This is a genomic window from Opitutus terrae PB90-1 (genome assembly GCF_000019965.1).
Classification (GTDB): Bacteria; Verrucomicrobiota; Verrucomicrobiia; order Opitutales; family Opitutaceae; genus Opitutus; species Opitutus terrae.
On the sequence record NC_010571.1, the window covers coordinates 4,389,007 to 4,405,141 of the forward strand.

Genomic DNA, 16,135 nt, shown 5'->3' on the forward strand with positions numbered 1-16,135 from the left:
CAGCTGAACGCGGTCGACGCGTCGCCTCGGAGCGGCCGGCACATGCTCAAGGCCACAGCGGAGCGTTCACCCAGGACGTGGCATTCGGCGTTGACCGCAACGGCTCGAGCGCGGGCTGCGCGCGGTCGATCGCGGCGGATCGCGCTGCTCGCCATTCTGGCCGGCACCGGCCTGACTAGCACCGGTGCGCAACCGACCAACGACCTCGACGCATTCGAGACCTGCGAAGCCATCCGTGCTGGGTTTCGCGCGTTTCGGCACGACGCGTTTCCGGAGGGCAAGTGGACCTGCGAAGCGGGAGTGCTGCGCAGCGTCAAGGGGCAGCGAGTCGACCTGATCACCCGCGGCGAATACCAGGACTTCGAGCTGGAGTTGGAGTGGAAGGTCAGCTTCGGCGCCAACAGCGGAATCATGTACGGCGTGACCGAAGCTGCGACGGAGACGTATTGGTCCGGGCCGGAAATGCAGATCAACGACGATCCACACCATCCCGACGGTTTGCAGCCGAAAACCTCCGCCGGCGGTCTCTACGACCTGATCGGCCCCAGCGATCGCGGCGCGTTCAAGCCGACCGGTGACTACAATCACATCCGAATCGTGAGTCGCTCCGGTCACGTTGAGCACTGGCTCAATGGCATCCGCGTGGTCGCCTATGAGTGGGACAGCCCTGAACTTCGCGCGCTCATCCAGCAGACGAAGTTCGCCCAGGCCCCGTTGTTCATGAAACAGCGGCGCGGACACATCGCGCTGCAGAGCGAGGGCGACGAGGTCTGGTTCCGGCACATCCGCATCCGGCGACTGTCGCCGGACGCATCGGATAAACGGACGTCGGCTGCCGATGCGGGTCCCGCGGCAAAGTAGCCGCTGCCTGGTCCGATTTCCGTCGCCCGGTCGAACGCGATCGCACCGCGCCCGCCTACCGCCACTCGTGGCGCGGGTAACGTCGCGAAAGCTCGGTCTTGATTTTCGGATACTGCTCGCGCCAGAAATTCGTCAGGTCATCGGTGACTTGGATCGGCCGCTGGTTCGGAGCGAGCACCTCGATCTTCACCGGCACGCGACCGTGGCCGATCGTAAATTTCCCGTTGATCCCGTAGAGCTCCTGGATCCGCGCAGAGAGGATCGGCGGGCCGTCGTTCTCATAGCGCAGCTTCGAGCGGCGGCCGTTCGCCATCGTCAGCCGCTCCGGCAGGTAGTCGTCCAAGACCGCGAGCTGTTCCTGCGTCAACCAATCGCGCAACACCGGCATCACAGGCTTGTCCCTCACGTCGCGCGCGCTCAGCTCGCCGTAGCACACCTGTTCGATCAGCGTTGCGCGGTCGGCGTCGGTGATCGGGTTCACCTCGAGTTCGGGGAACCACTCGGCCATTCGGTTGACGCGCGTGATCCACTGCTCGACGGCTTCATCCCACGCCTCGAGTTTGATCCGGCCGGCGAGCACTTCCTTCGTCAACAACGCCGCCGCCTCATTGAGCGGCGCCTCGTCGCCGCTCACTTTCGCCTCTAACACCAGGTCGCGAAACCGTCGCTCGCGCCGCGACACCACGCGTTTCGCCTGTTCGTCGTAAACCACGCCGCGCGTCTGCCGGTAGTCGTCGGGAAAGATCTCCTCCAACCAAGGTTCCTCGATCGCGGTCGCGAGCGACAGCAGCACGTTGATCTCGCCGCCGCGGCCCTCAACTTCGCTGATCTCGGCCGCGACCAACAGCGGCGCTTTGTGAATCGCGCTTTCGCGCGCCAGCAGTCCGCGCCGCTGGTGCACGAGTTCGCAGCGCAGGGTGCCGGCGTCGAGCCGCTTCGCCAGATGATCCGAAAAGCCCGCCAGCACACACTTCCTGACATCGCTGCTTTCGACCCGACGCTCGCCCACATCGAGGCCTTCCTTCTCCGCGATCTCGAGAAACTGCTGGAACAAGGGACCAACCTGTCGCGCCGCCTGCGCATGAATGCCCAGCCGGCGACACGCCTCGAGTGAGTAGTTGCTTCGATCGGCGTAGCTCCATGCGCGCATCAGCAGGAAAAAGTCGCTCTCGTGCTCTTCGCCGAGAGCGTCTTCCCGCGCATCGTCCACGTCGCGCGACACGCCGCGCAGCAGGAAACTGCGGCCCTGCGTCAGCGCGGCCATCAGCGCCACCGGCCGCACGCAGCCGCGCTCCTGCGCTGCCAACAGCATTCGCGCATAGCGAGGATGCACGGGGAAGCGGAGCATCTTCCGGCCGACGTCGGTGATTGAGGTCTCTCCTGGGGGCGCTACGCCCTCGTCGCGTCGGTCCTGCCGCGACGAGGGCGTCGCGGCTCCAATGGCACCAAGGTCCGCCAGCAGCATCTCTGCCCGCTCGAGCGCCTTCGGATCCGGTTTCTCCAGCCAGGGAAAATTCGCCACGTCGTCGATCCCACTCGCCTTGAGTGTCAGCACGACTTCGGCGAGATCGAGTCGCTTCACCTCCGGCAGCTCCTGCGGCGCCCGTTGCGCGTGCTCGCGCTCGGTCCAGAGCCGGACGCATACGCCCGGGGCCGTCCGACCCGCGCGGCCCGCGCGCTGATCCGCGCTCGCGGCGGAAATCTTCTCGATCAGCAGCGTGTTGATTCCGCGGTGCGGATCGAACCGCGCCATGCGCGCGAGTCCGCTGTCGATCACCGCCGTCACGCCTTCGATTGTCAGCGAGGTTTCCGCGACGTTGGTCGAAACGATGATCTTGCGGGTATCGTAGCGTGCCACCGCACGGTCCTGCGCGTCGGGTGGCAATTCGCCATGCAGCGGAAAACACACGCAATCGCGCAGCGCCCGCGAGCCTTGAATCGCCTGCACGGTCCGACTGATTTCATAGGCGCCCGGCATGAATACCAGCATGTCGCCCGCTTGGGTGGTCGCGATGCGTTCACACTCGCGCGCGGCGACGTCCCACACGGCGTCGTGGTCGAAGTTCACCGTCTTCGGCAGATACTCGATCCGCACCGGAAAACTGCGGCCCTGCGACACGAGCGTTTCGCACGGCGCGAGGTAGGTCTGCAGCGCGCCGGCGTCGAGCGTCGCCGACATCACGAGGATCTTCAAATCGGGCCGTGTGCTCTGCTGAATTTGCAACGCACGCGCGAGCGAAATGTCGCCGTAAAGATGCCGCTCGTGAAACTCGTCGAACACCACCGCGCTCACGCCGCGCAGGCTCGCATCGAACGACATCTGCCGGAGCAGGATTCCCTCGGTCACGAAGCGGATCCGCGTGCGGTCACTCACACGCGACTCGAGCCTGATCTGATAACCGACGGTGTCGCCGAGCCGGCTGCCCATTTCCTCGGCGACGCGCTTCGCGAGCAGTCGCGCGGCGAGTCGCCGCGGCTGCAATACGACGACCTCGCCGCGTTCGCCCAGCAGCCCGTGCTGCAGCAGCATCTGCGGAATCTGCGTCGATTTGCCCGAGCCAGTCGGCGCCTGGACGATCAATCGGCCGTGCGCGCGCACCGCCGACACGACGGCGGATTCGAGTTCGTAGATGGGCAGTTCGCGCGGCGACATGGAAGTTGGGAGGTCGGAGTTTCGAGTTTGGAGTTCAAGCCGCGCAAGCGCAGAAGCACCCTCCACGGCGCGAGGGCAGTCCAACCCGTCGACGCAGCGCGGATGCGCTTACTCAGGTGGAGCGCCTGGCTCTCATGGCGCTGTGGGGCGCAGGAACGCGTGAGCGTTTCGGCGGAAGCCTCATGGCTTCCGCTACCAAACGCGTTGAGGGCAACGCGCTTCACCTCGCGCCCGAAACTCTGAATTCGAAAGTCAAAACCGCACGCGCGCGGCCGGCCGTGCATGTGAGCAACCGGTGAGCAACTTTGCTCGCAAGTTATTCACCGCTTTTCACTGCGAACCGAATGTGAAAAACAATGGCTTCCGTTTCCCGCGCGGACCCGCACGCTCGCCCCCGTTCCTTGATAGAACAGTCGCAGTGCGGCGGCCTGAAAAACCCGCCGAGAGCGCGACTGGGATAATCCCGGGCAACCGGGGAAAGGTTGGCGGCAGCTGGTGCCGCCCTCCCCTTGCAACCGCGTCAGCGGATTGAAAGGCACATATCACCAGCTCCTCTGATCCGGAGTCGTGTCCGGTCAGTTCACACGAACCAGGAGCTGAGCGGCGAGCGGCGATTAGAAACCGCGCGCGAGCCGAGTCAGGCCCACAGGAAGTTTCGACCTGTGCGCCGACGCAGTTACCCAGAGGGTTTTGGTTGCTACTGCGCAGACCAGAACGCAGTCGCGTTTCCCGGCGGGCCCACCCCGCCAAAAGGCCCCGCTCGTTCGCGCGAGCAGGGCGCGCAAGGGAAGCGTGGCGGCGGGGAGTGAGCGGGCCTGGCAAAGCTCGTCAACCTCCTCAAATTGGGGCGGCGTGAAAAACCGCGTCACCCCACTGCAAAAGCGAATGCAACCTGAGAGTTAAGAGGTCAGACCCGTAACGCGGGGCCAACGTCCGGCCAAAAGTCGGAGCCGTCCCCGTGGCAACGGTGCCGACGCGAAGGTAAGATTTGCAGGCGTGTCCGCACCACGTCCGGCGAGCCGCTTCCGGCAGGGAGCGTCCGAACCGGGCGAAGAGGCCTCACTCGATAGATCCCGATCGGAAACGGTCAGGACGGTCCCGCCATGAGACCGAGACATCCGCATGCCGCGGAGAGTGGCGTCGGGGAGCACACGGCCCGCGAAAGCGAGGCGCCCAACAGTGTGCCGACGGGAAAGAGCGCGTGGCGAACGCCCACCCCCAAGTTTGGCCCCGGGACCGCGAGGTTCCGGGGCCTTACTTTTTTTGGCGCCTGCAGGCGGCGCGCGGGCAGTCTTTGGCGGGTTCGTCGGGCCGCATTCCGCGGTCCGTGGCGGAGGCGTCCGACTTTCGCCGAAACTACGTCGCCCGAGGCACTCACGCGTCCTGCTACAAGCCAGCGCCTTGAGGCCAAGGCGCTCCACCTCGAGCCATCCCGCTTTCGCGGCCGCCGCCCGCACCCCCGGCTCCGCACGCCCGGCGCTGCACCCTTGTCTGGTGCCACCAAGCGTTTTGTGACATGGTCCGCTTAGGCCTTGCGTTCACTCCGTGCGCTCCGCACGTTCACCGGTTTTTCGAAGCCGGAACGCGGCCGCCACAATGAACGAGAACATCCGTAATATCGCCATCATCGCCCACGTCGACCATGGGAAGACCACCCTCGTCGACCAGTTGCTGAAGGAAGGCGGAGCTTTCCGCGCCAACCAGCACGTGGACGAACGCGCCATGGACTCGATGGATCTTGAGCGCGAAAAGGGCATCACGATCAAGGCCAAGAACACCTCCATTCACTGGCACGACAAGATCATCAACATCGTCGACACGCCCGGCCACGCCGATTTCGGCGGCGAGGTGGAGCGGGCGCTCCGGATGGTCGACGGCGTGCTGCTCGTCGTCGATGCCTACGACGGCCCGCAGGCCCAGACCCGTTTCGTCCTCCGCAAGGCGCTGAACCACGGGCTCAAGGTCGTGATCGTCATCAACAAGATCGATCGCGAAAACGCCGAGCCCGCCAAGATGTATGACAAGGTGCTCGAGCTGCTGATGGAGCTCAACGCCACCGAGGAGCAGTTCGACGCGCCGGTCGTCTACGGTTCCGGCCGCGACGGCTACATGATGAAGAAGCTGGACGACAAGCGGGAGAACATGGCTCCCCTCTTCCAGACGATCCTCGATCACATTCCGCCCCCGTTCGCGCGGCCCAACCAGCCCTTCCACATGCTCGTCTCCAACATCGATTGGAGCGACTACGTGGGCCGAATCGCGATCGGCAAGATTCTCGGCGGCAAGATCTCCGTCGGCGACCCGGTCTTCGTGGTCCGCAACAGCACCGGCCAGAAAGCCCGCGCCAAGGTGACGAAGGTTTTCGAGTACTCCGGACTCGGCACCAACGAGGCTTCGATGGCCGTCGCCGGCAACATCGTCGGGCTGTCCGGCTTCGAGGACATCGACATCGGCGACACCATCGCCGTCAACGAGGAGCAGAAGGCGCTACCGTTCACGCAAATCGATCCGCCTACGCTGGAGATGCAGTTCTGCGTGAACGACGGTCCGCTCGTCGGCCAGGACGGCCGGCTCGTCACCTCGCGCCAGCTGCGCGAGCGGCTCTTCCGCGAATTGAAGACCAACGTGTCCATCTACGTTGATGACACCGACCGGGCTGGCGTCTTCACCGTGAAGGCACGTGGCGCGATGCAGGTGGCCGTACTCGTCGAGACGATGCGTCGCGAGGGCTTCGAGCTTCTGGTCTCGCGGCCGACCGTCATCGAGCGTCGCGGCCCGAACGGCGAGCGGCTCGAGCCCTACGAGACCGTCTGGGTCGAAGTGCCCGACGAATGCGTCGGCGCGATCATGCAGAATCTCGCCAACCGCAAGGGGCAGCTCACGAACATGGAGAAGATGGCGCACTCGACGATGATCGAGGCGACCATTACCACCCGCGGATTGATCGGCATGGAGATCGACGTCGTCAACGCGACGAGTGGCCGCGGCGTGATGAGCCATCTGTTCAAAGAGTACGGACCCTACGCCGGCGAGGTGCTCACGCGATTGACCGGCACACTCCTCGCGACCGAGGCGGGTGAAACGACATCGTACGCCCTCGTGATGGTCCAAGAGCGCGGCAAGCTCTTCGTCGGCCCCGGCGAGCAGGTATACGAAGGCATGATCGTCGGCGAGAATCCGCGTAACGAGGACATCCCCGTCAACGCCGTCCGCGAGAAGAAGCTCACCAACTTCCGTTCGCAAGGCGAAGGCGTCGCCGCGGGCCTGACTCCGGCGACGAAGCTGTCGCTGGAACGTGCGATCGAATACATCGCGGCGGACGAATTCGTCGAGGTCACGCCGCACCACCTGCGGCTGCGCAAGCGCATCCTCAGCCAGACCGATCGCCGCAAAGCCGAGCGCGCCGCAAAAGCGGAGTAAGGAACGAGTGAGGCTGGCACGGGCGTCCCGCCCGTGTTCACCGGTCGAGTCCGCCATCGTGGCGGAGCCCGCCGTCCCGGCGGGCTTTCCGTTCGTGGGCTAGGCTCGCCTGATGCCGCCACGGCGGAGTCAGGAGACCCCGCCCTACAACGGCAGCCCACGCTTCGCTGATGGTAGGGCCGCCGTTCACCGGCGGCCGCGGCCGGCGGCGAGCGCCGGCCCTACGATAGGTCCTGGCCTTCGCTCTGGACCCTCAGCTTTCGGCCCTGGGCTCTCGACCTTGTCTCACTTTGCCGGCGCGGCGACTTCGACTTCCTCCGCGGTCTCGTGCCGGATCTCCTCGGCCTTCTTCAAGCCATACGCGCTCGAGTGGCCGGTGACCTTCACGGCGAAGTGATCGACGAGCACGTAGAAGATCGGCACCACGAACAGCGTCAGGAAGGTCGCGATGCTCAAGCCGCCCACGACCACGATGCCCATCGGATTCCGCGTTTCCGCGCCCGCGCCGGAGGCAAACGCGATTGGCACCGCGCCCAGGATCGTCGCGATCGCGGTCATGATGATCGGCCGGAATCGCAGAATCGACGCCTCATACGCCGCTTCAAAAGCGTTGCGCCCTTCGAGTTGGAGCTGGTTCGCGAACTCCACGATCAGGATACCGTTTTTCGCCACCAGCCCGATCAGCATGATCAGCCCGAAGCGCGAATAAAGGTTGTCCGTCATCGCCGTGCCCCAGAAGCGCGTGCAGTAAAGCACGATCACCCCGCCGGCCAGCGCCAGGATGATGCCGGTGAAAATCGTGATCGGATGAATCCACGATTCGAACTGCGCGGCGAGAATCAGAAACGTGAACACCAGCGCCAGCGTGAACAGCATCCAGGTGTCGCTGGCGCTCTCGACGTATTCACGCGTCTCGCCGTCCCAGGCATACGTGTAGCCCGCCGGCAGCAGCTTCTCCGCCTGCACCTGCAGAAAATCCACGCCGTCGCCGATCGTCGCATTGCCCACCAGCTGGGCCGAAACCGTGACCGAGCGCAGCCGCATGAAGTGCGGATAGTTCTCCGGCACCACCGCCTCGTTCGCCTGCACCAGATTCGTGAGTTGGATCAGGTGCCCGGTGGAGGATTTCACGTAGACGCGGCTGAGATCCGACGGCGTCGTGCGATCCTCGTCCGCGACCTGCACCAGCACGTCATACTCCTGGCTGCCGCGCTGGAAGGTCGTCACGCGTTTGCCGCCGAAGAGCGTCTCCAACGTCGAGGCGATCTCGGAGATCGGCACGTTCAGATCCGCGGCCTTGGCGCGATCGATCCGGACGTCGAGCTGCGGCTTGGTCGGCGACGGATCCACGCGCGGCAGATAAAACATATCGGTGCGTTCGCGCATCGCCGCGATCATCCGGTCGCCGAGCTGCTGCAGTTGGTCGAAGTCGGAGCCCTGCAATACCACCTGAATGCCGGCGCTGCCGCCCCGCTGGCCGAACGGCCGCGGCGCGAGCGGGAAGGCCTGTCCGCCCGTGATCTCGCGCCGGAATTTTTCCCGCATCTCGGCGATGATCTGCTGCGCCTTGCGCTCGCGCTGCTCCCACGGCTTCAGCGTCACGAACATGAACGCGCGGTTGCTGTCGCCGCTGCGGCGGAAGGTCCGCTCCACCTCCGGCACGTCGAGCAGCATCTGCTCCATCTTGCCCGCGTAGTAGTGGCCGAACTCGGGCGTCGATCCGACCGGCGCGATGAAATACGCGCGAAACGCGCTGCGATCCTCCAGTGGCGTCAGCTCACGCTGGAGTTGCAGATAAAAGATTGGACCCAACGCCGCCACCGCGCCCGCCCCCAGCAGCACCCAGAATTTATGCCGCAACGTCCAGTTCAACATCGCGGCGTAGCGGCGGTTCATTCCTTCGAAGAAGGGTTCGGTCTTCTCATACAGCCAGCCGTGCTTCACGTGCCCTCCCACGAGGCGCGCCTTGAGCATCCGCGAGCTCAGCATCGGCGTCAGCGTCAGCGCAACGAAGGCGGACACCAACACCGAGATCGCCAGCGTCACGCCGAACTCGAAGAACAACCGCCCCGTCTGGCCCGACTGAAACGCCACCGGCAGGAACACCGCAGCGAGCGTCAGCGTGGTGGCGATGATCGCGAACGCCACCTGCCGCGCGCCGTGCACCGCGGCGCGGATTGGCGGCTCTCCACCCTCGATGCGGCGGTAGATGTTCTCGAGCATCACGATCGCGTCGTCGACCACGAGGCCGACCGCGAGCACCAGCGCGAGCAGCGTCAGCACGTTCAGCGAGAATCCCAGCCAGCTCATGATCGCGAAGGAGCCGATCACGGAAACAGGAATCGCCAGGAGCGGGATGAACGTCGCGCGCCAGTCGCGCAGGAACACGAAGATCATCAGGATCACCAGCGTCGCCGCTTCCCACAGCGTCTTGTAGACCTCCGCCACGGAACGGTCGACGAACACGGAGCTGTCGAACCCGATGTCGATGGTCACGCCCTTCGGCAGGCTCGCCTGGATGAGCGGGAGCTGGGCTTTCACGCCATCCGCCAGATCGAGCAGGTTCGACTGGGATTGCCGGAAAACCTGCACGCCCACCGTAGGCACCCCGCGGTAGTAGCTTTCGCCGCGATAATCGTTCTGCCCCAGCTCCACGCGACCGATGTCGGAAAATTTCACCTGATAGCCGTTGCGCACCGCGAGGATCAGGTTCTCGAACTCCGCCACCTCCACCAAGCTGCCCTGCGTGCGCACGGTGAACTCGCGCGTCACCGACTCGATGCGACCCCCGGGGATCTCGACGTTCTGCTGCTGCAGCGCGCGCTCTACGTCCGCCACCGTCAGCTCGTGTGCCGCCAGCCGGTCGGAGTCGATCCACAGCCGCATCGCATAACGCGGCCCGCGGATCTGCACCGCGCCCACCCCCGGTACGGTTTGGATCCGCTGCACCACGAAACGATCAGCGATGTCGTAAAGTTCCTGCCGCGAATACCGGTCGGACGCCAACGAAAAGCCCATGATCGGATCGGCGTCGGCTTCGGTCTTCGTGACCTGCGGTTCGAGCACCTCGTCCGGCAGCTGCCGGCGCGCGCGGCTGACGCGGTCGCGCACGTCGTTCGCCGCCTCGTTCACGTCGCGCCGGAGGTTGAACTCGACCGTGATCTCCGAGCGCTGTTCGAGCGAGAGCGAACGCACCACGCGAATCCCATCGATCGAGGAAATTTCTTTTTCCAGCGGTTCGGTGATTTTCGACTCGATCACCTCCGCGGACGCGCCGGGATACGTCGTCGAGACCGAGATGATCGGCGAGTCGATGTCCGGATATTCGCGCACCGGCAGCCGCCGAAACGACAGCAGGCCGATCAGCACGATCAGAATCGAGGCAACGAGGCAGACCACCGGCCGCCGGATCGAAACGTCGGACAGGATCATAGCTGCGTCCGGGTCTGGAAGGCGGTCACCACCGGTCGCGGCTCGATCAGCGTGCCGGGGTACAGCACCAGCGCGCCGACGCCCGAGGCCACGATCTGCTGCGATTCGACGAGTTCCCCCTTGAGTGGCGTGACCTCGACGTAGCCCTTGGCGCGCAGCCCGGTGCGCACGGGAATGAACTCCACCGTCTTGTCGGCACCCTGATCCTTCACCGCGATAATCTGCGTGCCTTGCGTCGTAGTCAGGATCGATCCTTCCGGCACCGTCAACACGCCGTGGTGCACCTCGAGTACGAGTTCGACATTGGTGAACATGCCGGGCTTGAGCCCGGGCGCGAGGGTGTTGACGAACCCCTTGACCTCGCTGGAGCGTGTGGCCCGATCGACCACGGAAGCCACGAAGTAAACTTCACCGCTGATCTCCGTGCCCGCGGGCAATGACTGCGAACGCACCGCGAACGTGGTGCCCGGACGGACCTTGCCCGCAAAGCGCTCCGGCACCTGGAAATCGATTTTCATCCGGCTGAGGTCGTCGATCGTCGTGATCACCGCCTGCGAGTTGACGTAGTCGCCCGGCGAGAGCGTGCGAACGCCCACCACTCCATCGAACGGCGCACGGATTTCCGTCCGATCGAGCCGCACACGAATGAGGTCCAGCTCGGATTTCGCGGAGGCGAACTCCGAGCGCGCGCGATCGACATCCGCCACGCTGGTGGACTGGGTTTCGCCCAGCCGTTCCGCGCGCTGGAGATTGAGCTCAGCCAGCCGATAGCGCGCTTCCGCCTGCGTCAGCTGCGCCCGCAGCTCCGAGTCGTCGATCTTCACCAGCACCTGACCCTTCACGACCTGCTGGCCTTCCTCGAAATGGATCTCGCGCACCAGCCCGGTCGTCTCGGGTCGGATCGTGGCGGATTCGTTCGCGGCGAGCGATCCGACGAGGTTCAGGGTCTCGGCGAGATCCTGGCGCGTAAGCGGCGCCACCTCCACTGGCTGACGTTGCGCGACCGCGGCACCGCGCGTCTCGGTCTTTTTGTTGCAGCCACCGAGCCCGAGCGCGAGTGCAAGCCCCAGCATCGTGGTGAACGTCGTTCGTGAAGAAGGCATCGGAGAAAATAGAAAAAGTGAAACGCGCACGGGGCGCGACGTCCCGCCTGACGGCTCCGCCGTTGCAAGGATGCGACGCGATTTGATCCTCACAGCCGGAGCGGTGCAAGACCCCTGACGACGACGCCCGGCGGGGCTTTGGTTACAGCTATCGTGGTCTGGGCCGGTCGGACAGTTCAATGGACCGCTCGCCGAGTGAAATTGCTGCCGCCGCGCACCCCCCCCTCCCGGAACCAACCATCGGGCCCGCGGCATCTACCGTGGCCGGCTATTGAGTCATACTGATCTAGTCAAAGTTACGCCGCGTCAGGTAGAACCGCTGGGCCTGCTCGGGCCAATGCGGCGCGCCCAGCGGTCGCGGTTACCAGCGCGGCGCGCCCCTGCCTCCAAGCCGCGGGTTCACGAAGTAGCGGCAGGCGTCTCTGCCTGCCGCACGGACAATCCAGATCGGCAGGCACGGAGGCCTGCCGCTACGCTGCACCTCACCCCAGCAGTTTGCCGTAGTCCGCCGCGTTCAGCAGCGCGTTCGCGTCCGCGGGGTTGGCCAGCTTGAGCTTCAGCATCCAACCCTCGGCGTAGGGCGCGCGATTGACCGCGTCGGGCGCGCTGTCCAGCTCAGCGTTGACCGCGACCACTGTTCCTCCCGCCGGCGCATACAGATCGCTCGCCGCCTTCACGGATTCGACCACGCCAAATGTCTCACCGGCTTTCAGCGCCGCGCCGACCTTGGGCAACTGGACATAAGTGATGTCACCCAACGAACTCTGGGCATAGTCCGTGATGCCAATGGTCGCGGTGCCGTCAGCCTCGAGCTTCAGCCATTCGTGGGATTTCGCGTAACGCAGATCGGCGGGAACGTTGCTCATGATGCTTTCTTCAATGCGACGAACGGCGGTTTGACCAGATGCAAATTCAACCGGGTGCCGCGGATATCCACCGCCAGCGGCGCGTCCGGCGTGGCGCTGGCCGTCGTCACCAAGGCGGAGCCGATCGCCTCGTTCAGCATCGGTGAGAGCGTGCCAGAGAGCACGCGCCCCACCTGCTGCCCCGCTCCGTCGAGCACCGGCGTTTCCGCGCGCGCGATCCGACGGTCGCCCGTGCGGAAAAACACGACCTTGTGCGGAGCGCCATTGGTCTTCTCGGCCAGCAGCGGTTCACGGCCGACGAAGTCGGCGCCCTTGTTGAGCTTCACCGTCCAGCCGAGTCCGGCGGTCAGCGGCGAGATTTCTGCGGTGAGTTCGTGGCCGTAGAGCGGATAACCCGCCTCGAGCCGCAGGCTGTCACGCGCGCCGAGCCCGGCGAGTTCGAGCCCGTGCGGCGCGCCCGCGCGGAGCAGCGCCTCGGCGAGCGTCACCGCGTCGGCGGGTGCATGGTAGAGCTCGAAGCCATCCTCGCCAGTGTAGCCGGTCCGGCTGATCAGGCACTGCACGCCTGCGACGGTGCCCTCGCCGAAATGGTAGTAGCCAAGCGCGCCGAGCTTCGCGCCGGTCAACGATTGCACGATCGCCGCCGCCGCCGGGCCTTGCACCGCCAGCAGCGCGTAGTCGTCCGAACGGTCCGTGATCGTCACGTCGAACCCGCTCGCCTGCTCGCGCATCCACGCAAGGTCCTTCGCCACGTTGCTGGCATTGACGCAGAGAAAATAGCGATTCGGCTCCCGCATGTAGACGAGCAGATCGTCCACCACGCCGCCGTTGGGATAACACATCGGCGAGTAAAGCACGCGGCCGGGGAAAAGCTTGGCGACGTCGTTCGTGACGAGCCGATTCAAAAAACGCGCCGCGTCCGGACCGTGCACGTCGACCTCGCCCATGTGACTCACGTCGAACAGGCCGGCGGTGCGCCGCACTGCTTTGTGCTCCTCAAGGATGCTGCGGTATTGGACGGGCATCTCCCAGCCCGCAAAGTCCACCAACCTCGCTCCATGCGCGGCATGAAAGTCGCGCAGCGGGGTGCGTTTCAGTTCGCTCATCACACGACTACGCGCGGCCCGGCCGTCCGCGGCAAGGCCGTTTTGGTGGCGGCGTTTTTGTAGGGCGGGTTTCCCGCCCCCGCCGCGCGGCCGCGGGTGAACGGCGGCCCTGCAACCGGCCGTCAGGAAATCGTCGCGGTGCGATCAGGAGACCCTCGCCCTACAGCGGAAACGTAGCCCGCGCGGTCTGCCCGGGCTCAGGTTCAGTTGCAGCGCGCTCGGCCTGAGCGAGCTGCGATGCGGAACCCTCCCATGACAGGCCGACGGTCCCTCCGAGACACATCCGCGCCGCGGAAGGCATCCTGCCGTCGCGACGCGCGTTCGTCGTTGCGAAGGAACCGGCTGCGCACTCAATGACCCACCATGCTTCTCGCCACCTGGACCCACCATTGGGATCCGTTCCTGATCCGGTTCAGCGAAAACTTTGGCATCCGCTACTACGGGCTCGCCTACGTGCTGGGGTTCCTCGTCGCCGCGTGGCTGTTCGCGCGATACTGGCGCGCCGGCCGCTCCCAACTGCCCGCCGCGCAGATCTCCGACTTCATGCTCGCCATCATCCTGGGCGTGATGATCGGCGGACGGCTCGGCTCGTTCGTGCTGTATCATCCTGATCAGCTCTGGAGCGATCCGCTCAGCCTGTTTCGCGTTTGGGAAGGCGGCATGGCGAGTCATGGCGGGATGATCGGTGTGACCGTCGCGGTCTGGTGGTTCGCGCGCTCCCGGCGCTTGCCGTTTCTCCATCTCGCCGACCTGATCGTTTCGGCCGCGCCCGCGGGACTGCTCTTCGGCCGGATCGCTAATTTCATCAATGGCGAACTCTGGGGCAAACCGACGACCGTGCCGTGGGCCGTCGTGTTTGCGAACACTGGGGGCGGCAACCTTCCACGCCATCCGTCGCAACTCTACGAGGCGGCGCTCGAAGGCGCGCTGCTGCTGGCGTTCATGCAATGGCGGTTTTGGCGGAGCGACATCGTGCAGCGAACGCCCGGCCGGCTCAGTGGCGAGTTCCTGCTCGGCTACGCGCTGGTCCGAGCTTTCGGGGAAATGTTTCGCGAACCCGACGAAGGCGTGTCGCTGATCCTCGGGCTCAGCCGCGGCACGTTCTACTCGTTCTTCCTGGTGATCGGCGGAATCTTGCTGATCCTCTGGTCGCGGCGGCACGCGAAGGCGTAAGCCGCAGCGGCGCTTCGCGGGAGGGCCGGCGCTCGCCGCCGGCCGAACGCTCCACCCGCGATCCCTGGTAGTCGCGGCCGCCGGTAAACGGCGGCCCTACGGTTCAAACGTGCGCCCCGCAGGATCGGGGAAGTCGTGGAACATCCGCGGCACCGGCTACGGCGACCGCAGGAGTGCTCTAGCCTCTTAGCTCTGGACTCTCAGCTTCTTCGTCCGCCTCAAACAATCGTGCCCGGCGGCAGGATCGCGCCCTTGGTCACCACCAGCACGCCATCGCGGATAATCACCGAGCCGTTCGCGTACGCGCCGTCGGGCTTGCCCTCGGCGCTCAGGACGGTGCCGTCGCCGATCCGCGCGTTCTTGTCGATGATCGCATGTTTCACGCGACAGCCCTTGCCGACACCGATCCTCGGCCGCGAGAGCTTGATGTTCTTCGCGAGCTGCTCCTCGGTCTCGTAATAGTCCGCGCCCATCATCACCACGTCCTCGAGCACGCTGTCTTCGCCGACATACGAGCGGATGCCGATGACGCAGTGCTTCAGCGTCGAATCGGTGAGGATCGAGCCGTCACCGATCACGACGTGATCGATCGAACAGCGGTTGAGCTTCGACGCGGGGAGGTAGCGGTCCTGCGTGTAGATCGGCGCATTGGGCTCGAAGAAATTGAACGGCGGCAGCGGCTGCGCGAGCGCCAGGTTCGCTTCGAAGAACGCGTGCACGGTGCCGATGTCCTCCCAATAGCCCTCGAAGATGTAAGCGAAGAGTTTCTTTTTTCCGAGCAGCGCCGGGATGATCTCCTTGCCGAAATCGACCATCGTGTTTTCCAGCGACTCCGCCAGCACGCCGCGGTTGAAAACGTAAATGCCCATCGACGCCAGGCAGCGCTTCTCCTCCGAGGGCTGCTTCAGCGTCGCTTCCAATGCGGGACTCAGCGCCAGCGACGCGATCAACTCGCGATCCTTCGGCTTCTCGACAAACTCGGCGATCGAAAGGTCGTCGTGCACACGCATCAGCCCGAGCCCCTCGACTTTCGAGACCGGGAACGCCACTGCCGCCAGTGTCACGTCGGCGCCGCTGTTGATATGCTGCTGGAGGATCTCACGAAAATCCATGCGATACAGCTGGTCGCCCGACAGGATCATGACGATGTCATGCGGGAAGGCGCGGAAATGGAGCAGATTGCGCCGCACCGCGTCGGCGGTGCCTTGATACCAATCGACGCTCTTTTCCGTTTGCTCGGCCGACAGGATGTCGACGAAGCCGCCGCCGAACGGATCGAAGTGATACGTGGACTGGATATGACGGTGCAGGGACGCGGTGTTGAACTGCGTCAGGATGAAAATCCGGTTCAGCTCCGAGTTGATGCAGTTGCTGATCGGGATGTCCACCAGACGGTACTTGCCCGCCAGCGGCACGGCCGGTTTCGAGCGCTCCTGGGTCAGCGGATGAAGTCGGGTCCCGCGGCCGCCGCCCATGATGACAGACAGCACGCGCTTTTGGTTGATCATGGTGAAAAGCTGT

At 65.0% G+C, this 16,135-nt stretch carries 9 protein-coding genes; 3 read left to right on the forward strand and 6 right to left on the reverse strand.

Annotated elements, in window-relative coordinates:
- The first annotated feature begins 42 nt into the window (after positions 1-42).
- Entirely contained in the window at positions 43-861 is an 819-nt protein-coding gene (locus OTER_RS16995) for a 3-keto-disaccharide hydrolase (protein ID WP_012376164.1), read from the forward strand.
- Between the two features lie 55 nt (positions 862-916).
- On the opposite strand, the gene hrpB is transcribed toward OTER_RS16995, so the two are convergent.
- Positions 917-3,514 (reverse strand): ATP-dependent helicase HrpB, encoded by a 2,598-nt coding sequence (hrpB, locus tag OTER_RS17000; RefSeq protein WP_012376165.1) that lies wholly within the window; start codon positions 3,512-3,514, stop codon positions 917-919.
- A gap of 1,596 nt (positions 3,515-5,110) precedes the next feature.
- On the opposite strand from hrpB, the gene typA reads away from it, so the two are divergent.
- Entirely contained in the window at positions 5,111-6,934 is a 1,824-nt protein-coding gene (gene typA, locus OTER_RS17005) for a translational GTPase TypA (RefSeq protein WP_012376166.1), read from the forward strand.
- Positions 6,935-7,219: 285 nt separating this feature from the next.
- Here typA and OTER_RS17010 read toward each other — a convergent pair whose 3' ends face one another.
- From OTER_RS17010 to gcvT, 4 genes are all read right to left on the reverse strand, one after another.
- A complete protein-coding gene (locus OTER_RS17010) occupies positions 7,220-10,366 on the reverse strand; it encodes an efflux RND transporter permease subunit (protein ID WP_012376167.1) in 3,147 nt (1,048 codons plus the stop codon).
- Complete coding sequence (locus OTER_RS17015) at positions 10,363-11,469, reverse strand: efflux RND transporter periplasmic adaptor subunit (RefSeq protein WP_158305464.1); 1,107 nt, start codon at positions 11,467-11,469, stop codon at positions 10,363-10,365. Before OTER_RS17015 ends, OTER_RS17010 begins: the two co-directional genes overlap by 4 nt.
- 482 nt (positions 11,470-11,951) lie before the next feature.
- Positions 11,952-12,335, reverse strand: coding sequence for a glycine cleavage system protein GcvH (gcvH, locus tag OTER_RS17020; protein ID WP_012376169.1), 384 nt, complete (start codon positions 12,333-12,335; stop codon positions 11,952-11,954).
- On the reverse strand, positions 12,332-13,441 hold the full coding sequence (gcvT, locus tag OTER_RS17025) for a glycine cleavage system aminomethyltransferase GcvT (RefSeq protein ID WP_012376170.1): 1,110 nt from the start codon (positions 13,439-13,441) through the stop codon (positions 12,332-12,334). Before gcvT ends, gcvH begins: the two co-directional genes overlap by 4 nt.
- A 363-nt stretch (positions 13,442-13,804) precedes the next feature.
- Between gcvT and lgt the strand changes: the two genes are divergently transcribed.
- A complete protein-coding gene (lgt, locus tag OTER_RS17030; RefSeq protein WP_012376171.1) occupies positions 13,805-14,614 on the forward strand; it encodes a prolipoprotein diacylglyceryl transferase in 810 nt (269 codons plus the stop codon).
- Positions 14,615-14,832: 218 nt separating this feature from the next.
- Here the strand turns inward: lgt and OTER_RS17035 are convergent, their stop codons facing one another.
- Positions 14,833-16,122 carry a glucose-1-phosphate adenylyltransferase gene (locus tag OTER_RS17035; RefSeq protein WP_012376172.1) on the reverse strand — a complete coding sequence of 430 codons (1,290 nt, stop codon included), beginning with the start codon at positions 16,120-16,122 and terminating at the stop codon, positions 14,833-14,835.
- Positions 16,123-16,135 lie beyond the last annotated feature (13 nt).